The 18,581-nt window shown below is 60.2% G+C and carries 16 protein-coding genes, 1 rRNA gene and 1 pseudogene; 10 read left to right on the top strand and 8 right to left on the bottom strand.

Annotated features, from left to right (window positions below):
- From rrf to KGA96_RS07090, 4 genes are all read left to right on the top strand, one after another.
- Positions 1-110: ribosomal RNA gene (gene rrf / locus KGA96_RS07105) — 5S ribosomal RNA — on the top strand; the annotation flags it as partial.
- Between the two features lie 146 nt (positions 111-256).
- Positions 257-916, top strand: coding sequence for a paraquat-inducible protein A (locus KGA96_RS07100; protein ID WP_046043779.1), 660 nt, complete (start codon positions 257-259; stop codon positions 914-916).
- Positions 903-1,526 (top strand): paraquat-inducible protein A, encoded by a 624-nt coding sequence (locus tag KGA96_RS07095; protein ID WP_046043780.1) that lies wholly within the window; start codon positions 903-905, stop codon positions 1,524-1,526. Before KGA96_RS07100 ends, KGA96_RS07095 begins: the two co-directional genes overlap by 14 nt.
- The gene (locus tag KGA96_RS07090; RefSeq protein ID WP_046043781.1) at positions 1,519-3,822 is read left to right on the top strand and encodes an intermembrane transport protein PqiB; all 2,304 of its coding nucleotides are present in this window, start codon (positions 1,519-1,521) and stop codon (positions 3,820-3,822) included. The genes KGA96_RS07095 and KGA96_RS07090 overlap by 8 nt, the downstream gene beginning before the upstream one ends.
- A 149-nt stretch (positions 3,823-3,971) precedes the next feature.
- Here KGA96_RS07090 and mksF read toward each other — a convergent pair whose 3' ends face one another.
- Genes mksF through mksB form a run of 3 tightly spaced genes read right to left on the bottom strand, consistent with a single transcriptional unit; the run spans position 3,972 to position 8,789 of the window.
- Entirely contained in the window at positions 3,972-6,812 is a 2,841-nt protein-coding gene (mksF, locus tag KGA96_RS07085; protein WP_223512073.1) for an Mks condensin complex protein MksF, read from the bottom strand.
- Positions 6,809-7,510 (bottom strand): Mks condensin complex protein MksE, encoded by a 702-nt coding sequence (mksE, locus tag KGA96_RS07080; RefSeq protein WP_046043783.1) that lies wholly within the window; start codon positions 7,508-7,510, stop codon positions 6,809-6,811. Before mksE ends, mksF begins: the two co-directional genes overlap by 4 nt.
- A complete protein-coding gene (gene mksB / locus KGA96_RS07075; RefSeq protein ID WP_185754871.1) occupies positions 7,500-8,789 on the bottom strand; it encodes an Mks condensin complex protein MksB in 1,290 nt (429 codons plus the stop codon). Before mksB ends, mksE begins: the two co-directional genes overlap by 11 nt.
- A 219-nt stretch (positions 8,790-9,008) precedes the next feature.
- Here mksB and KGA96_RS07070 point away from each other — a divergent pair, with 219 nt between their 5' ends.
- Together KGA96_RS07070 and rimI are read left to right on the top strand one after the other, a co-directional pair.
- A complete protein-coding gene (locus tag KGA96_RS07070) occupies positions 9,009-9,755 on the top strand; it encodes a hypothetical protein (protein ID WP_046043787.1) in 747 nt (248 codons plus the stop codon).
- The gene (gene rimI / locus KGA96_RS07065) at positions 9,748-10,200 is read left to right on the top strand and encodes a ribosomal protein S18-alanine N-acetyltransferase (RefSeq protein ID WP_007997020.1); all 453 of its coding nucleotides are present in this window, start codon (positions 9,748-9,750) and stop codon (positions 10,198-10,200) included. The genes KGA96_RS07070 and rimI overlap by 8 nt, the downstream gene beginning before the upstream one ends.
- 125 nt (positions 10,201-10,325) lie before the next feature.
- Here the strand turns inward: rimI and KGA96_RS07060 are convergent, their stop codons facing one another.
- Positions 10,326-10,718, bottom strand: coding sequence for a hypothetical protein (locus KGA96_RS07060; protein WP_046043789.1), 393 nt, complete (start codon positions 10,716-10,718; stop codon positions 10,326-10,328).
- Positions 10,719-10,886: 168 nt separating this feature from the next.
- On the opposite strand from KGA96_RS07060, the gene can reads away from it, so the two are divergent.
- Complete coding sequence (gene can / locus KGA96_RS07055; RefSeq protein WP_008046121.1) at positions 10,887-11,531, top strand: carbonate dehydratase; 645 nt, start codon at positions 10,887-10,889, stop codon at positions 11,529-11,531.
- 9 nt (positions 11,532-11,540) lie between these two features.
- Here the strand turns inward: can and KGA96_RS07050 are convergent, their stop codons facing one another.
- From KGA96_RS07050 to KGA96_RS07040, 3 genes are all read right to left on the bottom strand, one after another.
- Positions 11,541-12,062: an SET domain-containing protein gene (locus KGA96_RS07050; protein ID WP_046043790.1), complete on the bottom strand. Its 522-nt coding sequence runs from the start codon at positions 12,060-12,062 to the stop codon at positions 11,541-11,543.
- A 145-nt stretch (positions 12,063-12,207) separates the two neighbouring features.
- Positions 12,208-13,380, bottom strand: a complete 1,173-nt coding sequence (locus KGA96_RS07045; protein ID WP_223466679.1) for a hypothetical protein — start codon at positions 13,378-13,380, stop codon at positions 12,208-12,210.
- 94 nt (positions 13,381-13,474) lie between these two features.
- A complete protein-coding gene (locus KGA96_RS07040) occupies positions 13,475-14,893 on the bottom strand; it encodes a short-chain fatty acid transporter (RefSeq protein WP_046043792.1) in 1,419 nt (472 codons plus the stop codon).
- A gap of 201 nt (positions 14,894-15,094) precedes the next feature.
- On the opposite strand from KGA96_RS07040, the gene KGA96_RS07035 reads away from it, so the two are divergent.
- The 3 genes and pseudogenes from KGA96_RS07035 (at position 15,095) to KGA96_RS29850 (ending at position 17,843) form a co-directional block, all read left to right on the top strand.
- Entirely contained in the window at positions 15,095-16,408 is a 1,314-nt protein-coding gene (locus KGA96_RS07035) for an MFS transporter (protein ID WP_223466680.1), read from the top strand.
- 118 nt (positions 16,409-16,526) lie between these two features.
- Positions 16,527-17,255 (top strand): annotated as a pseudogene (locus KGA96_RS29855) (PAS domain-containing protein); the annotation flags it as partial.
- Positions 17,235-17,843, top strand: coding sequence for a methyl-accepting chemotaxis protein (locus KGA96_RS29850; RefSeq protein ID WP_411741583.1), 609 nt, complete (start codon positions 17,235-17,237; stop codon positions 17,841-17,843). The pseudogene KGA96_RS29855 and the gene KGA96_RS29850, both read left to right, overlap by 21 nt.
- 99 nt (positions 17,844-17,942) lie before the next feature.
- Here KGA96_RS29850 and KGA96_RS07020 read toward each other — a convergent pair whose 3' ends face one another.
- On the bottom strand, positions 17,943-18,290 hold the full coding sequence (locus tag KGA96_RS07020) for a DUF6124 family protein (RefSeq protein ID WP_046043796.1): 348 nt from the start codon (positions 18,288-18,290) through the stop codon (positions 17,943-17,945).
- Between the last annotated feature and the right edge of the window lie 291 nt (positions 18,291-18,581).

Here is an 18,581-nt window from a genome sequence, read left to right as displayed (position 1 = left end):
GACCATAGAGCGTTGGAACCACCTGATCCCATCCCGAACTCAGCAGTGAAACGATGCATCGCCGATGGTAGTGTGGGGTTTCCCCATGTGAGAGTAGGTCATCGTCAAGATTAAATTCCGAAACCCCAATTGCGAAAGCAGTTGGGGTTTTGTTTTTGTGCGTGAAAAAAACAGGGCTGGTCGTTGCACATTTTGCACAGTTATTTTCAGCTCATGGCACTAGAATAGGTCCAACTTTTTCAGAGTCAGAGCCTTTATGCCGGATCCGGTTGACGCCCAAGGGCTGTCAGAATTACCACTAGAAAATCTGGTTGCCTGCCATGAGTGTGACTTGCTCATGCGTAAACCTGAACTTGCCCATGGCGAAAAAGCCCTGTGCCCGCGCTGTGGCTACGAGCTTTATGCCAATCGGTACAACGTCGTACAGCGCAGTCTCGCCCTGGTCATCGCCGCCTTGTTGTTGTTTATTCCGGCGAACTTTTTACCCATCATGCAGCTCAATCTACTCGGGCAGTCTTCGCAAGACACTGTCTGGAGCGGAGTTGTGGCCCTTTTTGACACGGGCATGCAAAGCGTTTCAGTGATTGTGTTCCTGTGCAGCATGGGGATCCCGCTGCTCAAGCTATTGTGCCAACTGGCCGTATTGTTGAGTATCCGTTTCGATGTCGGACGCAGCTACGGCTTGTTGCTCTATCGCATTTATCACCATATACGCGAATGGGGGATGCTCGAGGTTTACTTCATGGGCGTACTGGTGGCGATCGTAAAACTGGCAGATATGGCAGCCATCACCGTAGGCCTCGGCCTGGCGTGCTTCATTGGTTTGTTGCTGGTTCAAGTCTGGCTGGAGGTCGTAATGTCGCCTCACCAGATCTGGCAAGCGTTATCAGGAGAGGATGCCCATGCGGGCGATTGATGCAGGCATTCTGATTTGCAAGGAATGTCATGAATTGAACAGGCAGGAAGCTGATACCGATGAGCAAGTCTGTACGCGCTGCGGAGCGCTGGTGCATGCCCGCAGCCCGAATAGCCTGGTGCGAACCTGGGCATTGCTGATTACCGCCGCCATTCTTTACATACCGGCCAACTTGTTGCCGATCATGACCGTGAACTCCCTGGGCAAAGGTGCGCCCAGCACGATCATGGCGGGTGTGATCGAGTTGGTGCACTACGGCATGTTCCCCATTGCGGCCGTGGTGTTTATCGCCAGTATCCTGGTGCCCACCTTCAAGCTGGTGGGCATCGGCCTGCTGCTGTTTTCCGTGCAGCGCCGTCAGCCCCTTTCGGCTCGCCAGCGTATCTGGATGTACCGTTTCATTGAATTCATCGGCCGCTGGTCGATGCTCGATATCTTTGTGATCGCCATTCTCGTGGCGGTCGTGAATTTTGGACGGCTTGCCAGCATCGAAGCCAATCTTGGCGCCATCGCTTTCGCCACGGTGGTGATTCTGACGATGCTTGCTGCGGTAACTTTTGATCCCCGACTGATTTGGGATAACACGGAGTCGGACGACGACCATGACTGATTTGCCTGTAGCGAAAACCCGACCGGCTTCGAACTGGTCTGCCATTTGGGTGTTGCCCCTGATTGCCTTGATCATCGGCGGCTGGCTCGGCTGGCGTGCCTATAACGAGACCGGTATCGAGATTCAGGTGCGTTTTGAGAGCGGCGAGGGCATTCAGGCCAACAAGACCGAAGTTGTCTATAAGGGCATGTCGGTCGGCAAGGTCAAACGCCTCAAGCTTGATGACGAAGGCAGTTCCAAAGGCGTGATCGCCAGCATCGAAATGAACAAGGACGTAGAGCAATACCTGCGGACCAGCACGCGTTTCTGGCTGGTCAAGCCGAGCGTTACGCTGGCGGGGATTACCGGTCTTGAGACGCTGGTTTCAGGTAACTATGTCGCCATCAGCCCGGGGGAAGGCGAGCCGGTCCGCAAGTTCAAGGCCCTGGCCCAGGAACCGCCACTTTCCGATGCCCAGCCCGGCCTGCACTTGACCATCAAGGCTGACCGCCTGGGTTCGCTGAACCGTGGCAGTCCGGTGTTCTACAAACAAATCAAAGTGGGCCAGATCAAAAGCTATGTGTTGTCCGAGGACCAGAGCACCGTCGAGCTCAAGGTCTTCATTGAGCCGACTTACGCCAAACTGGTGCGCAAGCACACACGTTTCTGGAACGCCAGCGGCATCAGCATCGATGCCAATCTGTCGGGTGTGAAGGTTCGCAGTGAATCCCTGGCCAGCATCGTCGCTGGCGGCATTGCCTTCGCCACCCCGGAAAACCGCAAGGACAGCCCGCCTACCGACCCAAGCCTGCCGTTCAGGCTCTATGAAGACTTCGATGCAGCGGCGGCCGGTATCCGGGTCAAGGTCAAGCTCAGCGACTTCGAAGGCTTGCAGGCCGGTCGTACGCCGGTGATGTACAAAGGCATTCAGGTCGGCAATCTCAAGGCGCTGAAGGTCGATCCTGACCTGTCCGGGGCCACCGCTGAGTTGACGATGGACCCGTTGGCCGAGGATTACCTGGTCGAAGGCACCCAGTTCTGGGTGGTCAAACCGTCGATTTCCCTGGCGGGGATTACCGGCCTCGAGGCGTTGGTCAAAGGCAACTACATCGCTGTGCGGCCTGGCGACAAGGGTTCGGCGCCACAACGGGAGTTTGCGGCACGGGCCAAGGCGCCACCGCTGGATCTGCGTGCACCGGGCCTGCACCTGGTGTTGTTCACGGAAAATCTCGGCTCGCTGGAAGTCGGCAGCCCGGTTCTCTACAAGCAGGTCAAAGTCGGCTCCGTACAGAGCTATCAGTTCTCACGCACCAAGAAACAACTGATCATTGGCGTGCACATCGAGAAGGAATACGAAGGCCTGGTCAACGCCTCGACGCGCTTCTGGAACGCCAGTGGCATCACCCTCACGGGCGGACTGACCGGCGGGGTCCAGGTTAAAAGCGAGTCGCTGCAGAGCTTGATGGCCGGCGGCATTGCCTTCGAGACCCCGCAGGAAAAAGCCCCGCTGCAGAAGCGTATTCCACGTTTCCGTCTGTTCGCGAACCATGAAGACGCCACGCAGAAAGGCGAAGTCATCACGCTCAAGCTCGATCGCGCTGATGGCCTGCGTACCGGCACTCCGATTCGTTTCAAGGGGCTGGATGTCGGCAAGGTGGAGGACGTTGATCTCAGCGAGGACCTGCAATCGGTGCTGCTGACCGCGCGGATTACCGAAGTGCCGGAGCGCATCGCCCGGGTCGGCAGTCAGTTCTGGGTGGTCAAGCCTGAACTGGGCCTGATCAAGACGTCCAACCTCGAAACCCTGGTAACCGGGCAATACATCGAGGTGCAACCGGCGCAGAAGAACCTGGGACCGCAGAAAAACTTTGTCGCTTTGGCCGCAGCTCCCGAAACCCCCAAGCAGGAAGCGGGATTGAGTCTGGTGCTGAGCGCAGCCCGTCGTGGTTCGCTGAAGGCCGGTGTACCAGTGACCTATCGCGAAATCACCGTGGGCAAGGTGACCGGTTATGAGCTGGGCCAGACCGCTGATCGCGTCCTGATCCATATCCTGATCGAACCGAAGTACGCGCCACTGGTACGCAGCGGTACACGGTTCTGGAACACCAGCGGTTTCGACTTCGATGTCGGTCTGTTCAGAGGTGCAACGGTGCGCACAGAATCCCTGGAGACGATGATTCAGGGCGGTGTCGCCTTTGCCACGCCGGATGGCGAACGTATGGGCAGCCCGGCGCAACCGGAGCAGACGTTCGCGTTGTTCGACAAGTTTGAAGAGGAATGGCTGGGCTGGGCGCCGAAGATATCGCTGGGTAAATAGTCTGAGGGTTATGTGGCGTCAGTGATGACGCCTTCGCGGGCTTGCCCGCGAAGAGGCCCTGAAGTTCACTGAAAAGCTAAATGACACACCTATGAAAAAGGCCGCGATCCATTGGATCGCGGCCTTTTTCATTGCCTTCGATTCAAGCCTCAGACCGCATCCAGCTCCGGTTCATCCGCTTGTTCGTTGACCGTTGCCTTTACCTGATCGTGACGACGGATGTACTTCCAGTCCGCCTGATCGATGTAGATGCCGGCCGGACCGCTGCCGCCTTCCAGGTCGATGGCGACACTGGCGCAGACCTGCGGTTTCACGCTCGCCAGGATCGGCACGAAGCCCAGTTGCAGGCTGGTTTCCAGCAATGCGGCCTGGTTCTTCTCATCGATGTCCGCCGCCTCGTCGAGGTAGTACGGCAGGCGCACGCGACCGGCCTGGTCACGGTCCATCAGGTGCAGCAACAAGTACATGTTGGTCAGCGCCTTGATGGTCATGGTGGTGCCGTTGGAAGCGGCGCCGTCGATGTCGGTGTGGATCACCGGTTGGCCGTTGACCTTGGTGATCTCGAACGCCAGTTCGAACAAGTCCTTGAGGCCGAGTTGGTTGTGGTTGGCCGCGACCAGCCGTGCCAGGTATTCCTTGGCCTCTTCGTTCTTGTTGTCCTGCTCGGCGCTTTGGCTGAGGTCGAAGACCGACAGGGTTTCGCCTTCTTCGTACTGACCGGCGCTGTGGATGATCTGGTCGATGTGCTTGAGCGCTTCCTTGTTCGGGGCGAGCACGATGCGGAAGCTTTGCAGGTTGGAGACCTGGCGTTTGTTGATCTCGCGGTTGAACAGTGCCAGTTGGTGTTCGAGGCTGTCGTAGTCGCTGCGGATGTTGCGCAGGGTCCGGGCGATGTCCGTCACGGCGGCACGACGAGCCTTGCCCAGGGTCAGGGCTTCGTCGGTACGGTGCGCATAGGCGTTGATCAGCAGTTGCAGGCGACGCTCCATATCGTCTTCGCTGTCAAACTTGGCCACGCCTTTGAGGCGCACCTGAGCGTACAGCGCTTCGATCTGGCCGTCGGCCCGCAGCAGGCCTTGCCAGCTGTCCTGATAGTCGTTGAGCAGTGGCAGCAGGTTGTCCATGGAATCGTCGATCGGGTCCATGAACGGCGTGCCGAACGGCAGGTCCGCCGGCAACAACTGACGGCGGCGCAGGGCGTCGTCGAGGGTGCGTTGCTTGGCTTCCATGTCGCCGATCTGGCGGCCGACCAGTTGCAGCTTGGCCGACAGTTGCTGGACGCGCTCGGTGAAGGCGTCGCTGGAGCGCTTCAGCTCGTCCTGCGCCGCTTCCATCTGCGCCAACTGTTCCAGCTTGTCGCCTTCCTCGGCGCTCAGGGTTTGCGCGCGACGGAAATCCTCCAGGGCTTTCTGCGCATCCAGCACTTGCTGGTACAGCGCTTCGGTCTGGGTCTTGCTCGCGGCGCGGTCGGCGGCCACGGCTTGCTGGGTTTTCAGTTGCTTGAGTTCTTTGTCCAGGCGTTCCTTCTGGTCGCGCAGGGCCGCACGGTCAGCCAGGGACTGCAATGCCGGCGGCTCGATGTGCGAGATGTCGATGGACAGGCCCGGCACTTCGAAACGTTCACCTTTGAAGCCGTCGAGGATCAGTTCTACGGACTTCACCCAGTCGCCGTTCTCGTCGAGGGTGATGCCGTGTTCGCCCAATGGCAGGCTGAACAGCGCGCTGTTGAACAAGCGCATCAGGCGCTCGACGTCTTGCTGCGAGAATTCTTCGCGCAGGCGGGCGTAGCTGTTGTTGTCGGCGTGATCGAGTTGCTGCTTGACCGACTTCAGGCGTTTTTCCAGATCGCGCAGACGCTCTTCGAGGTCTTCGGCGCTGAACTGTCGGGACTGCGCCAGCGCACCAGCCAGTTCGTCGTGGGCATCCTTGGCGGCCAGCAGTTGCTGCTCCAGCACCTTGACGTCATCGACCAGGGCGAAGCGATGCTTGAGCACCGACAGTTCGCCGAGCCAGCGCTGGATGCCGGTGATTTCCCGCTCCAGACGCATCAGTTCCTGGGTGCCACCGCGCTGGTCGTTTTGCAGGGCGTCCTGCTCGTTGCGGTAGTGCTCGGCCTGAATGGTCAGCTCTTCCTTGCGCGCACTGGCGTAGTCCGACCATGTGCCCAGCAAGGAGTCGAGCAGTGGCGAGATCCGGTGCAGCTTGCCGCGCAGGATGTCGCGTTGCTTCACACCGTTGGCCAGGGCTTCGACCAGCGGGCCTGCGGCGACCAGCGAGTTGTAGTCCTGCTCCATGCGTCGTACATCGCGGAACGCTTCTTCGCACGCGGCGATGTAGTCGACGCTGCCGGAACGCAGGCTGTGTTCGAAGGCATCGAGGAACAGTTGCTTGAGCTTGGCCGCGGTGATTTCGCGCATGTGCAGCAGGTTGATGAACAGCGCGCGGAAGGTCTTCAGGCTCTGCTCGCTGGTGGAGCGCAATGGAATCAGCGTCAGGTCCAGCGGGATCGAGGTGTGACCGCCGACCAGCAAACGGCGCAGTTCGTCCGGCTTGAGTTCGTAGGCTTTCAGGCCTTCGCGCTCGAGGTTGGTGAACAGTTCTTTCTGGCGCAGGCAGGTATCGTTTTTCTGGTAGTGGGCCAGGTCCAGCTTGCCGGCATAGGCAAAGAACTGGTGACCGAAGCCGCCGCCTGGGCCGCGGCCGACCACACCGATCACGTGGGGGCCGTGGGGCAGGTTCACTTCCACCAAGATGTAACTGGTGTCCGAGGCGAAGTAGAAGCGCCGGGATTGCTCCAGGCTGTACTTGCCGAAGCTCATGTCCGACATGCGCGCCAGGATCGGGAACTGCAAGGCGTTGATCGAGGCGGATTTACCGAGGTTGTTCGCGCCGTAGACCGACAGCGGCTCTTCCAGCGGGAACAGGCCGAGGCTGTAGCCGGCGGTGTTCAAAAGGGCAAAGCGGCGGATGCCGTAACGTTCCTTGCTCATGCGTCGAGCTCCTGTTCTTCGGCGATGGCGCGGGCCAGGGCGTCTTCTTCGCTTTCATCTTCAAATTCTGCGAGGTCGAGCGGGTCGTCGGTCTGCAGCAGTTTTTCGTCGCTGTCTTCGTCGATCAGCACCGGCACCGGCAACGGCAGGACGCTGTGCAGGCTGGCGGCCAGATCGCGGTCCTGCTGCACCGACAGGCACACATCGAGGAAACGGTGCATCGGCGGCAGGAAACGGTAGATACCGTTTTCTTCGCTGGCAAAGCCGAGCTGGGTCATGCGGCGCATGATCTTTTCTTCCAGCTCGTCCTGGGTCTGTACTTCGGCCTGGATGAACAGGTCGCGGTACTTTTCCAGCAACGACGGCAGCTCGTCGCGGCCGAGGCTGCCGCCGTCAAGCACGGAGATCGGGTCGCGGCCCTGGTCGGCCAGGTGCTCGACGAGGATGAAGGTGAACAGCGCCAGACGCTGCGCGGTCTTGTTCACCGTGGCGGCAGCGAGGTCCGGCACGAAGTAGTAGAAACCGCGGGTATCGCACACCAGTTCAAAGCCCAGGGCCTTGAACAGCGTGCGGTATTGGTCCTGAAAGTTCGACAACTGTGCGTACAGCTCCGGATCGCGGCGGCTGACGTGGTAACCCTTGAACAGCTCGCGAAAGATCGGTGCCAGATGGGACAGTTCGGATAGATCAAGTTGCATAGGAAGTACTTGCATGGAGGGTGCTCGCAGAATTCTCGGTGCCGTCGCTGACCGAGAGCAGGGCGAAGGAGCGCAGGCTGACCTGGTGCTCGTGAGTATGGTATTGGCGACGTTCCAGACGCTCGCGCTTGAAGCGTTTCTCCCGCGACAGGCGCGAGAACCAGTACAGCAATTCGTCGGTGGCGCCGTCCGGTTCCTGCTCCAGCAGCCAGGTCATCAGGTCCGGCATCGGCAGGGCGTCTTCGCAGCGTTCGAGCATTTCCCGAACGGTGCGTGGCGCCCGTGGTGCTTCGCCTTTCTGGGTCTTGTGCGCCTTGGGGAAGCGCGCCGGTTTCGGTTCGAAACGGGCCAACGCATAAACGTAGGCTTCGACCTGACTGGCACTACCGAGGAAGGTGCTCTGTGGGCGAGTGAACATCGGCATCGCCGCTTGTGGCACGGCATCGATGCCCTTGCGACGGATCATCGACAAGGCCAATGCGGCGCCACGGGTCACGGCGTTGTGCCGGCGCGCTTCCTCACGCAGCGGCAGCAGCAGTTCGCGGGCGTGACGCAGGGTCAGCTGGGCGCTGGTCTGCATTTCGAGGATGCGCGCGTGGGTGCGCAGCAGCATGTCGTCGTCGACCAGGTGGCCGAGGCGCTGCTGTTCGCTGAGCATCTTCAGCAGCACGGTTTCGACCTTGCGCACGCCTTGTTCGAAGGCGCCGTCGGCATTCACCAGATCAATCATCGGCTCGACGTATTCGTCCCAGGTCGCCAGCACTTCAGCGTAACGCTGGCGCAACGGAATCTGTCGATCGCTGGTTTTCGCCCGTTCGGCGACGGCCACCAGTGCCTGTTCGTCGTTATCGAGTTTTTTCAGCACGTCCCGCACGCGCATGTCGAGCAGTCGCAACTGGCGGGCCAGGTCATTGCCGTCGCGGATATCGAACGCGTCCTGGATATAACCGGCCAGACGCTCGAGGTGGCGCAGGTAGGCTTCGATTTCCAGGCACAGGCCCAGCCGGTGTTCGCGGCGCAGGTAGGCGAGGAAGTCGTGAATCTGCGCATTGAGCTCGAAACGGTTCGGGCTTTTGGCCACGGGAACCAGAATATCGAGGCGAATCCACACATCCAGCAGGCTGGTGATGTCCTGCGGCGTACTATCGAGTTGCTGGGCGGCCAGTTGCGTGCGCAGTTCGTTCAGGCTCAGTGTGCCTTGGTCGAAGTGCTCGCACAGTGGCTCCAGAAGTGCCCAGTGTTCAGCGAGGGCGCGCAAGACGCGCTTGGGTTCGATCATCGGAATGGCCGGCTGGTTGGCGATTAAAAGCGGCGATTGTACTGCATCGGGGGCAATGCGATTCAATCTCGGGACGGGCTGTCGACTTCTTTTCGGTAAAGTGCATCGATCAACTGCGGGCGATCTTGAGCGAACGGCGGTAGAATCAGCGCACTTTAGTTATCCACAAGTGGCCGACCTTTGCTTATCGAGTCCCGTCGTCGCGCTTATCTGGCCGCCATGCAGGTGGTCAACTGGCTGCCGCGCACCGAATTGCCCTTTGCCGCGCCGTCGCGCCCCGAGCTGCTGGAGATCCCCGAGCCGGTTGTGGTCGCGCCTGTTGTGCCCGCAGTTGTGGCTCAGACGCCCGTGGCGCCTGTGGTCAAGCCGGCCGAGCGGGCGAAGATCGAGGTGCCGCGACCATCGCTGGCGAGCACCCGCGCCGGGGCCAAACCGGTGGAAGAGGCCGAAGAGGCCCCGGTCGTGGTCAAGGCGCCGATCGTGCCGCCGCCGCGTTTCGCCCTGCAATTGCTGCGGGCCGGGCGTTGCCTGCTGTTGGTGGAGTTACCCACAGGTGAATCCTTCCAGACGCGCGATCCTGCCTACCTGCTGCTCAAGGACATGCTGCGCGCCGCCGGTCTGCCGGACAGCCCGCAGATCGTCGGTGAACCGGTGCGTTGGCCGCTGCTGGTGCGTGGCACGATGGATCAGGGCCCGGAAGCGGCCCGCGACTTCGTGCAAGGTTTTCTCTCGGTGCGCATGGAAGAAACGCCCTGCGCCTGCTTGTGGCTGATCGGCCTGCCCGCAGTGCGATTTGCCGGCGAAGCGGATGCCGAGGCGTTCAACCGCGAATTGCAGATCGAAGGCCTGGGCTCGGCCTGGGCGGTGCCGGGCCTGGAATTATTAATGGAAGAGCCACAGCGTAAGGCTGATGTCTGGCAAGCCATGCGTCGGCTGATGGCGCGCTGGAAAGAATCGAATGAGTGACGCTGTATCGTTTCGCCCGATGACCGAGGCGGACCTGGAAACTGTACTGAAAATCGAATACGCGGCCTACAGCCATCCCTGGACCCGCGGGATTTTCCTCGACGGCCTGGGCAAGTATCAGATCTGGCTGATGTTCGAAGGTCAGCAACAGGTCGGCCACGGTGTGGTGCAGATCATCCTCGACGAGGCGCACCTGCTGAACATTACGGTCAAGCCGGAAAACCAGGGCCGTGGCCTGGGGCTGACATTGCTTGAGCATTTGATGTCGATTGCCTACAAGGCCGACGCCCGGGAGTGTTTCCTGGAAGTGCGCGACAGCAATACCGCGGCGTTCAGGCTGTATGAGCGCTATGGTTTCAACGAGATCGGCCGGCGTCGGGATTACTACCCGGCGGTGGGCGGGCGCGAAGATGCGGTGGTCATGGCCTGCACTTTGGTGGATTGAGACATACCCGTCTGTGGCGAGGGAGCTTGCTCCCGCTGGGTCGCGAAGCGGCCCCCGAGAGCAATGGGGGATGTGATTTGCGATTGCTTCGCAGCCGAACGGGAGCAAGCTCCCTCGCCACAGGATCAACGTTTTTTGTCGAGAGGATCGCGCAGCGCCAGTTCAGCCTCATCCAGCCCATTGCCACCGCCAATATCGTCCTCATCGACAATGCTCAGGTCCCAATCCGCGCGGCTATCATTGCCCGCTTCATGGGCATCCCGGGCGCCGTCTTCACGGATCAGGGTTTCCGGGCTCAGGTCGTCGTCGGTCGGTTGATGGTCACCGGTCTGGCCCGCTTCACCACCGCGCTGGCGTGGCATCCGTTGCTCGCGCTCCTTTTCCGGCAGTTCGTCACCGATTCTGGCGCTGGGTTCTTCGGTGTCGAAATCCAGCTCACGCACCGAGCCCATGCGGTCTTCGTTGTCATCGACGGGTTCCGGTTGCACCGCATCGTACGGACGTCGTGAATCATTCATGGTAATTCCTCATACTGTAGGCCTTACTACGGTTGACCTACTTGGCGACCGAGAATTCCACCGGCATGGAGCCCCGTGTACCGGATCAGGAGAGCATCTGCATTTCGCGCGTGACCCCGACGGGCGGTTGTCAGTCAAAGCTGCGCATCATTCTTGAGGCTTCAAAGCATGAACGAATTACAAGATCTGATTGATAACAACGAGCGTTGGGCCGCTGCGATCAAGGAGGAAGATCCTGACTTCTTCGCCAAGCTGGCTCGCCAACAGACCCCTGAGTTCCTGTGGATCGGTTGTTCCGACGCCCGGGTGCCGGCCAACGAGATCGTCGGCATGCTGCCGGGCGATCTGTTCGTACACCGTAATGTGGCCAACGTCGTGCTGCACACCGACCTCAACTGCCTGTCGGTGATTCAGTACGCGGTCGATGTACTCAAGGTTAAGCACATTCTGGTCACCGGCCATTATGGCTGCGGCGGTGTGCGCGCTTCGATGCAGGATCGACAATTCGGCCTGATCGACGGCTGGCTGCGTTCGATTCGCGATCTCTATTATGAAAAACGCGAAGAACTGGCCAAATACGCCACCGAAGAGGAGCGCGTCGACCGCCTCTGCGAACTCAACGTGATCCAGCAGGTGGCCAACGTCGGTCACACCAGCATTGTGCAAAACGCCTGGCACCGCGGGCAGAGCCTGTCGATCCACGGCTGCATCTACGGCATCAAGGATGGCCGCTGGAAGAGCCTGAATGCGACTATCAGCGGTTTCGAGCAACTGCCTCCGCAGTACCGCCTGCGTCCGTTCGAGCCTCTGTGAAACCCTTCGTTACAGACTTCGCCGACGCCACTGCTGCAAAAACAGCTGGCCGTCGGCGTTCGGCTCTTCATCGTAGCCGGTAATCCAGCCACGGCACTCGTATGAGCCGCACTGGCAGGCGAACTGGCGTTGCAGTTTGTCTTCGCTGGCGGCGAAGTCCATGGTCAGCCAGTCACCCTTGTTGATGTCCTTCAGCGTCCATAACCACAACTCACTCAAGTCCAGAAAGACATTGGGGTCGCAGGAGTGTCGCAACAGTCCGCAGAAGCGCGGGTCGTAGACGTGCACACCCGGGGCGAGCTGGCGGGTATGCCGGCAGCGATAGGGCAGCAAGTGCCCCGACGCCCGGCAGAGACGAGTGATTCGCGGGAATTCGCGCCGCGCGGCAATAGCCGTGGCTTCGCCCTTGGCGTTTTCAATGATTTCGAAGTCGGCCAGGGAAGGAAATCCCAGGTGAACGGGCAGCTCCGAAAAGGGGTAAACACCTTGCGGCGGTTGTGGGCGTTTTCGTTGAGAGGCGTGAGCTTTCATAACGATCCCTGTCTGCTGGGTGCTGCGACTTCCTTGCGTCGACGGTCCTGTCGGCACAGCAGCACATGGGTTCAGCCCAAGCCTCTCGCAGTTACTACAGACGGTCTACTGTCATAAGTGACAGATTAGGCCGCCATTCATCGGGTTAAAACGGCGGAGCAGGTTTCGCCGTGGCTGGCGCCGGGGTCTTGAGCTGTTTGAGCTGTGACACGATCGAAGCTGTCGCGCATTTACCCACAGCCTGTTGGGGCGACAGGTTGCGGATCGAGGTATAGAACAGCTCACAGGTTTTTTCTTTCTGGGCCACTTGCCAGGTTTGCCGGCAGGTATTGAGCTCAAGGTCTGGATTGCTGTCCGGTTGGCGGCCCATGGTGGCCTGCCAGCACGCAGCACTCAAATCCTGGCCCATGACTTTCAGGCCTGCCGCATCGGCCTTGGCCTGGGCGTCACTGCCGGTGTAGCTTGCCGGATCGGCGGCATACCAAATGTAGCTCGGGTGGTTGGAGCCCAACACGGGGACCTTCACGCCGTTGTCCGGGGAGATCTGGACCAGGCTCAACACGTTCACCGTCTGCCCGTATTGCTCTTTGATCCAGTTACGCACCGGTGTACCGAAGGCGACTATGGGCAGGGCTGCGCCGCTGGCGTTCAGGCTGATTTCCTTGACCATGGTGGTCTGGTAATCCTTGAAGTAGCCGTAGACGCCTTCGAGGTCCTTGCCCGCGTTGGACGGCGCGGCAATCGGGGCGATGTCGATGATTGTCTGGTAGCCCGGCGTCTGCCCGGCCGGGATGCCGTTGGCGGTCAGCAGCGTGGCCCAGCGATCCGTGGTGGCGGACTTCAGGTAATCCTGGGCCTGGGTCAGCGAATAGTCTGGCGGGAAGTGCAGCAGTTCGACGCTTTTGCGGTTTTCCAGGGCCATGCCCAGCGGTAGGAACAGATACCAGCTGTACGCCCACTTGCCATCGGCATTCAGTTTGCTGGCGCCGTTGTAGGCCAGGTCTCCGGCGTCGAGTATCGCGGCCAAGGGCTTTTCATAGCCGTTGGGCACGCCGATTATTTCTGCGTGGAGCTGACCGTTGTCGGTCTTGACCAGAACCTTCGCCTCGCTGTAGCCATCACGCTGCACGCTTTGGGTCAGGTAATGCTCGACGGTTTGCTCAAGCGTCCAGTTGCGAAAGCAGATCACGTTACAGTTGTTGGGGTAGGCGAAGAGGCGGGTAACGCGTTCGGTCGTGCCCAGCTTCAAATTGACATCGGCGTGGGCGGTGGTGCTCAGGGTGAGGGCTGCGAGGGTGAGTGCCGCGAGTTTGAACATGCTCAGATCCTTTTCAGCGTATTAAGACCAGCAGTTACTGAAACAGACAGGGCGGAACAAAAAGGGCCGATATCAATACCGGCCCTTTTTATGGTTACGGCATGACCGGCGGCAAATACGCCAGCGTCGTCCCCAGTGCCCATAACAACACTAGCACCAGCGGCGTGTGCACCAGCAACTGCACGAACGAGAAGCCGATCAGGTCTCGCGCCTTCAACCCCAGCACGCCCAACAACGGCAGCATGTAGAACGGGTTGATCAGGTTCGGCAAGGCTTCGGCGGCGTTGTAGATCTGTACCGCCCAGCCCAGGTGATAGTTCAGGTCATTGGCCACCTGCATCACGTACGGCGCCTCGATGATCCACTTGCCGCCACCGGACGGTATGAAGAAGCCGAGGATCGCCGAGTACACGCCCATCAACAGGGCATAGGTGTCGTGGGAGGCGATGCTGACGAAAAAGGTCGAGATGTGGTGTGCCAGGGTCTGCGCATCGGCGCCCTTGACCGTGGTCATCAGCGCGGCGATCGAGCCGTACAGCGGGAACTGGATCAACACACCGGTGGTGGTCGGCACTGCGCGGGACACGGCGTCCAGAAAGCTGCGCGGACGCCAGTGCAGCAGGGCGCCGAGCATGATGAACAGGAAGTTGTAGGTGTTCAGCCCGGAAATCGCACTGATTGCCGGTTTGGTCGAGAACTCGTGGAACAGCCAGCCACCGGCCAGCAGCACCAGCAGGATCATCAGCAGCGGGCTGTATTCCAGCCATTCGCCGGGACGGGTGCGCGGTTGCAGCGGCGGCAGGTTGAAACTCGGATCGACGCCGCAGGCCTTGGCGTCACGTGCCGAGTTCGGGCCTGGCGCGGTGGCGTAGGCGATGATCAGCGAAATCACGATCAACGCCAGCAGCATGGCACCGGACTGCCAGAGGAAAATCGTCTGCGTGAACGGAATCACCCCGGTGATCGACAGAATCGATGGCGGCAGGCTGGCCGGATTGGCCTGCAATTGTGCGGCCGATGACGACAGGCCCAAGGCCCACACCGCGCCCAGCCCCAGATAGGCGGCAGCACCAGCAGCGCGGTAGTCCATCTTCAGATCGGTACGACGGGCAAGGGCGCGCACCAGCAAACCACCGAACACCAGGGACAGGCCCCAGTTCAGCAACGACGCGACCATCGAGATCAGCGCGACCCAGGCCACGGCGGAGCGGCCGTTTTTCGGCAGTTTGGCCAGACGGTCAATCAGCTTCACCGCTGGCGGCGAACTGGCGACCACATAACCGCCGATCACCACGAAGGCCATCTGCATGGTGAAGGGGATCAGGCTCCAGAAGCCATCACCAAAGGCCATCGCGGCGTCGGTGGGCTTTGCACCCATTGCGATGGTGGCCAGGGCCACGATAATCACCGCCAGGGCAGCAAACACCCAGGAGTCGGGAAACCAGCGTTCGGCAAAACTTGAGCAGCGCAGGGCAAAGCGGGCGGAGCGACTATCTTCGATATCAGCGGCCACGGGGGGTACCTCGGATTTTTATGTTTGTTGTGGTCTTCGGGGCAGTAACCGCCCGTCTGGACAGACGCCAACATTAATTCAAGCCGAGGATTTTTGCGGGGCTGTTTCGTGGCTATGGGACTTTGGTCTAACGGGTTGTCCGTCGGTGCATTTGCGTAGACCATGGGCGCCTTGGTTTTTGCCTGTGCCAGAGTTCTTTTCATGACTGCCAACACCGATTCGCGCCCGACGCCGTTCAACCGCTCGGACTACAAGACCCTGGGGCTCGCCGCTCTTGGCGGGGCGCTGGAAATCTACGATTTCATCATCTTCGTGTTTTTTGCCCTGACCCTCAGCCAGTTGTTCTTCCCGCCGGAAATGCCCGAGTGGCTGCGCCTGCTGCAAAGCTTCGGGATCTTCGTCACCGGTTACCTGGCGCGACCGTTGGGCGGCATCCTGATGGCGCATTTCGCCGACCGTCTGGGGCGCAAGAAAGTCTTCAGCCTGAGCATCCTGATGATGGCGTTGCCTTGCCTGCTGATCGGGATCATGCCGACCTACGCGCAAATCGGCTATTTCGCCCCCTTGCTGCTGTTGGCTCTGCGCATTCTCCAGGGCGCGGCGGTGGGCGGTGAGGTGCCCAGTGCCTGGGTGTTCGTCGCCGAGCACGCACCCATCGCCCATCGCGGCTATGCCCTGGGTTTCTTGCAGGCGGGGCTGACATTCGGTTATTTGATCGGCGCATTGACCGCCACCTTCCTGGCACAGGCGTTCACTGCGGCGGAAATCCTCGATTACGCCTGGCGTTACCCCTTCCTGCTGGGCGGCGTGTTTGGCGTGATTGGCGTCTGGCTGCGTCGCTGGCTCAGCGAAACCCCGGTGTTCACGGCCATGCAGGCGCAACGCGAGGCGGCCGGCGAACTGCCGCTGCGCACGGTCTTGCGCGAGCATCGCCTGGCCATTTTGCCGGCGATGATTCTTACCTGTGTGCTGACCTCGGCCGTGGTGGTGTTCGTGGTCATCACCCCGACCATGATGCAGAAAACCTTTGGCATGAGCGCCAGCCATACCTTCGCCTTGAGCGCACTGGGCATCGTGTTCTTGAACATCGGCTGCGTGCTCGCCGGGCTGCTGGTCGATCGCATCGGCGCCTGGCGCACGGTGATGCTCTATAGCCTGCTGCTGCCGCTGGGCATCGGCGTGCTGTATGCCAGCCTGATCATGGGCGGCGACTGGATCGGTTTGGCCTACGCCGTGGCAGGGTTGTCCTGCGGGGTGGTCGGCGCGGTGCCATCGGTGATGGTCAGCCTGTTTCCGGCGCGGATTCGCGTCTCGGGCATCTCGTTCACCTACAACATTGCCTACGCCGCATGGGCGAGTGTCACGCCGCTGTTGTTGATCGGCCTGATGCCGTGGAGTCCATGGATCTGCGTGATGTTCAGTGCGGTGATGGGGGTGGTGGGCGTGGGCAGCGCGGCTTATTTCGGTACACGGATGCCGAGAATCGCAGGCTGTTCCACTGCTGGCGCGCATTGATTGTGCGCATCACGACTATTTTTTGTAGGACAAGCCCGGAACACGCTTAAGTAAATGTTTCCAAGGCCGATGGTTAGGCTGCATATCGCTTTCTACCCATGTCCATCGGTGCTTTCCCATGTTCAATAAACGCTTGAAGCAGGAGCTGTCGGCTCTTCGTGAAGAACTCTCCAGCCTTCAGCAAGTGAAGGAAAGTCTGGAAAGCGAGATGCTGGTGCTGACCCTCGACAGCGATGGACGGGTTCAGTCGGTCAATCAGAACTTCCTTGGCGAAATGCATTACAAGAGCGGCGATCTGATTGGCCGACACATCGACGACCTGGTCCCGGACCACGTGAAATCCGATGAATTCCAGCAGCGTTTCAAGAGCGCGCTGACCCGTGGCGAGCACTTCGCCGGCGCAGTGCGCCTGTTGCGCGGTACCGGCCAGGAAGCGTGGTTGCGTTCGATCCTGCAACCGGTGCGCTCGGCAGATGGGCGGATCAGGCATTTTTCGATTTTCTCCAGCGACCTTACCCGCACCATCGAGGCCTCCCGCGAACACGAGAACCTGATCGGCGCGCTGGTGCGCTCTACAGCGGTGATCGAATTCGACCTCAATGGCAACGTGCTGACCGCCAACGACCGCTTCCTCAGTGGCATGGCTTACAGCCTGGCGCAGATCAAAGGCAAGCATCACCGCACCTTCTGCCTGCCGGAGGAGTACAACAGTGCCGAGTACCAGGACTTCTGGCGTCGCCTGAACGCGGGCGAGTACGTAGCCGACCGTTTCAAACGTGTCGACAGCCATGGTCGTACGGTCTGGCTGGAGGCGTCCTACAACCCGGTGGCCGATGCCAACAACAAGCTCTACAAGGTGGTGAAGTTCGCCACGGTGATTACCGATCAGGTCAATCAGGAACAAGCCGTCGCCGAGGCCGCCAACATTGCCTACAGCACCTCGCAGCAAACCGACCAAAGCGCCCAGCGCGGTAACGCCGTGGTGACCCAGGCCGTGGACGTGATGCGCGACCTGGCCAGGCATATGCAAACCGCTGGTGATGGCATCGAAGCCCTGAACGAGCAATCGCTGGTGATCGGTACCATTGTCAAAACCATCAGCGGCATTGCCGAGCAGACCAACCTGCTGGCGCTCAACGCGGCCATCGAAGCGGCCCGTGCGGGCGAGCAGGGGCGGGGCTTCGCCGTGGTGGCGGATGAGGTTCGGCAACTGGCTTCGCGCACCAGCCAGGCCACCGACGAAATCGTCCTCGTGGTGCGGCAGAACCAGGACATGGCGCGCAACGCCGTGGCCCTGATGACCGACGGCAAGCTTCAGGCCGAACAGGGCCTGGCGCTGGCGGCGGAAGCGGGCACGGTGATCGTCGAGATCCAGGACGGCGCGCAGAAAGTGGTCAATGCGGTGGGGCAGTTTGCCAATCAGTTGTCCAACTAGTGTCTAATCGTTAAGAGATCGCAGCAGCAACTCCTACAGGATGTACGTCAATCCAATGTAGGAGCTGCCGCAGACTGCGATCTTTTGATCTTTTGATTTCTATTCGGGCGGATCAATCCGATACAGCGCCCGGTTCACCGCCAGTTCCCCCAGCATGATGACTTGGGCAATCCCCAGCAGGGTATTGCGACTTGTCCCCTCCGTACGATCCGCCAGATCCATGGTCATGACATTGGCCGATGCCAGTGACTCGCAGGCATGAGTGAGTAGGGTTTCGGCATGGAGGTCCGTGTTGACGATAAACATGGTGCAGAGCTTGCGTGGGGTGGCGCGGATGTCAGCGGCTGAGGGGATACGTTCGGACGGCTCGTGAAGTGTATTTGAATCGAGGGTTTCTGAAGACGTTTCCGGATCGGTTTCCGGGGGGTTAGGTGTCGGTTTGAACATAGATGAAACTCCATATGGGATTGATGGAGTCATCACCCTCGCTACCAAACGAAAGGTGGTGACCATGCGAAGGTTGGTAGACCGGCCCATATGGCAAACCCGGCGCACCCGAGGGTGCCCTGCGCATGGTCGCCATTGATACAAGTGCCGTAGAAAAGCACCTGGAAATGGTGACGCTATACGCCATATGAGGACGGGCTACCAAACCCGATCGCTGTTTTTTTTCAGCGACCAGCAAACGATAAAACCCAGCCCCAAGGCGTACAAGCCGGCGGATTCTGGAGTATGTGT

It is taken from the genome of Pseudomonas sp. GL-R-26, from assembly GCF_019947365.1.
In the GTDB taxonomy this organism is placed as follows: Bacteria; Pseudomonadota; Gammaproteobacteria; order Pseudomonadales; family Pseudomonadaceae; genus Aquipseudomonas.
Note: the sequence above shows the minus strand (reverse complement) of the source record. Positions and strands in the feature narration are given on the sequence as shown.

Coding starts and splice junctions, on each gene's coding strand:
- KGA96_RS07035 (WP_223466680.1), top strand. CDS start 15,095: ATGACTGCCAACACCGATTCGCGCCCGACGCCGTTCAACCGCTCGGAC.
- KGA96_RS07060 (WP_046043789.1), bottom strand. CDS start 10,718: ATGAATGATTCACGACGTCCGTACGATGCGGTGCAACCGGAACCCGTC.
- mksE (WP_046043783.1), bottom strand. CDS start 7,510: ATGCAACTTGATCTATCCGAACTGTCCCATCTGGCACCGATCTTTCGC.
- KGA96_RS07095 (WP_046043780.1), top strand. CDS start 903: ATGCGGGCGATTGATGCAGGCATTCTGATTTGCAAGGAATGTCATGAA.
- KGA96_RS07050 (WP_046043790.1), bottom strand. CDS start 12,062: ATGAAAGCTCACGCCTCTCAACGAAAACGCCCACAACCGCCGCAAGGT.
- KGA96_RS07045 (WP_223466679.1), bottom strand. CDS start 13,380: ATGTTCAAACTCGCGGCACTCACCCTCGCAGCCCTCACCCTGAGCACC.
- KGA96_RS07100 (WP_046043779.1), top strand. CDS start 257: ATGCCGGATCCGGTTGACGCCCAAGGGCTGTCAGAATTACCACTAGAA.
- mksF (WP_223512073.1), bottom strand. CDS start 6,812: ATGAGCAAGGAACGTTACGGCATCCGCCGCTTTGCCCTTTTGAACACC.
- KGA96_RS07090 (WP_046043781.1), top strand. CDS start 1,519: ATGACTGATTTGCCTGTAGCGAAAACCCGACCGGCTTCGAACTGGTCT.
- KGA96_RS07070 (WP_046043787.1), top strand. CDS start 9,009: ATGCAGGTGGTCAACTGGCTGCCGCGCACCGAATTGCCCTTTGCCGCG.
- mksB (WP_185754871.1), bottom strand. CDS start 8,789: ATGATCGAACCCAAGCGCGTCTTGCGCGCCCTCGCTGAACACTGGGCA.
- can (WP_008046121.1), top strand. CDS start 10,887: ATGAACGAATTACAAGATCTGATTGATAACAACGAGCGTTGGGCCGCT.
- KGA96_RS07020 (WP_046043796.1), bottom strand. CDS start 18,290: ATGTTCAAACCGACACCTAACCCCCCGGAAACCGATCCGGAAACGTCT.
- rimI (WP_007997020.1), top strand. CDS start 9,748: ATGAGTGACGCTGTATCGTTTCGCCCGATGACCGAGGCGGACCTGGAA.